Raw genomic sequence first — 1,697 nt, 5'->3', positions numbered from 1 at the left:
GAGGCCGGCTCGCAGCCGGCCGGCGACGGCGCGACCCACATCGAGGTGCTGACCGCGAGTGCGGGCGGCGCGCCGAACGTCGGCCGCTTCTCGGTCGTGAAGGCCGAGCAGCAGGGCGTGAAGGAGCTCGACGACGTGTATCTCGCGGTGCGTCTGCCGCAGGCGCAGCGGCTTGTGTACGGCGGCGCCGAGCCGCGCGCGACCGCGCTCGAGATCCAGCTCGCGCGCACGGCCGATCTGCCGGCGGCGCGCGCGCGCATCGAGCAGCTGCTGCGCGGCGGCTTCGACGGCCAGCCGCTCGACGTCGTCGATTTCGCAACGCTGAACCCGTTCTACGACCAGACCAACCGGATGTTCTCGGTGATCTTCGGTTTCGTGTTCGTGCTGATCAGCGCGATCGTGCTGTTCGTGATCAGCAACACGATGAGCACCGCGATCATCGAGCGCACGGTCGAGATCGGCACGCTGCGCGCGATGGGCATGCGGCGCGGCGGCATTCAGGCGCTGTTCGTCTGCGAGGGCGCGCTGCTCGGCGTGGCCGGCGCATCGCTCGGCGTGCTGGCGGCGCTCGCGATCGCCGCGGCCGTCAATCACAGCGGGCTGGCCTGGACGCCGCCCGCGCGCATCGACGCGGTCGCGCTGACGGTGCGCGTGTGGGGCGAGTGGCGAACCATCGCCGTCACGTTCGCGGGGCTCGCATGCGTGGCCGGGCTGTCCGCGTGGCTGCCGTCGCGGCACGCGGCGCGGCTGTCGATCGTCGATGCGCTGCGGCACGTATGACGCCGTGCGGATGCGGTCTTTTTCGTTCATTTCACTTTCGGGGAGAGCGCACGTGCGTCGCCTGTTCGTTTCATGCTGTCTGAGTCTTTCATTCCTGGCCGGCGCCGCGCACGCGCAGCCGGCGCCCGATCCGCAGAAGGTGCTCGCGGCGAGCGACGCGATCCGCGCGCCGGCGAAATCGTTCGTGCTGACCGCGACGCTGATCGAGTATCGGTCGGGCAAGCAGGTGGACGGCAATACGCTGTCGATCTATTCGAAGCCCGACGCGCCGGGCGGCGCGTTCCGCACGCTGGTGCGCTTCGTCGCGCCGGCGCGCGACACGGGCAAGCTGATGCTGAAGAACGGCAACGACCTGTGGTTCTACGATCCCGCGAACCAGGCGAGCGTGCGGATCTCGCCCGACCAGCGGCTGCTCGGGCAGGCCGCGAACGGCGACGTCGTGACGGTCAATCTCGCGCACGACTACACGGCCGAGCTGAAGGGCGTCGAGGACATCGCCGACGGCGACCGGCAGACCCGCCGCGCATACCGGCTCGCGCTCACCGGCCACGGCGACGGGCTGACGTACCGCCGCATCGAGATCTGGATCGACGCGGCGAACAACCGGCCGCTGAAGGCGCGCTTCTATTCGGAGAGCGACCGGCTGCTGAAGACCGCGTTCTACCGGCGCTACACGATGCAGCTCGGCGTCGAGCGGCCGACGGAAACGGTCATCATCGACGGGCTCGACAGCAACTGGGTCACGGTCATGCGTTTCTCCGACTACGCGTGGCGCGACATTCCCGATGCATGGCTGCAGCGCGACTACCTGTCCCGCTTCCAGGCGCAATGACGGTGCGGCGTCGATGCCGGGTCGCCGCGCTCGCGTTCGTGCTGCTGCCGGCGCTCGCGCGTGCGGCGTCGGCCGGCGCGGAGGC

The 1,697-nt window shown here is 70.1% G+C and carries 2 protein-coding genes; both read left to right on the top strand.

The genetic code is table 11. The annotated features are described in order from the left end of the window. On the top strand, positions 1 to 780 hold a 780-nt coding region (locus tag DPV74_RS41215), incomplete at its 5' end, for an ABC transporter permease (RefSeq protein WP_162923333.1). A gap of 52 nt (positions 781 to 832) precedes the next feature. Then, the gene (locus tag DPV74_RS41210; RefSeq protein WP_034190065.1) at positions 833 to 1,612 is read left to right on the top strand and encodes an outer membrane lipoprotein-sorting protein; all 780 of its coding nucleotides are present in this window, start codon (positions 833 to 835) and stop codon (positions 1,610 to 1,612) included. The last annotated feature ends 85 nt before the right edge of the window (positions 1,613 to 1,697 follow it).

The sequence above is a fragment of the Burkholderia sp. HAN2018 genome, from assembly GCF_024704855.1.
In the GTDB taxonomy this organism is placed as follows: domain Bacteria; phylum Pseudomonadota; class Gammaproteobacteria; order Burkholderiales; family Burkholderiaceae; genus Burkholderia; species Burkholderia cepacia.
Note: the sequence above shows the minus strand (reverse complement) of the source record. Positions and strands in the feature narration are given on the sequence as shown.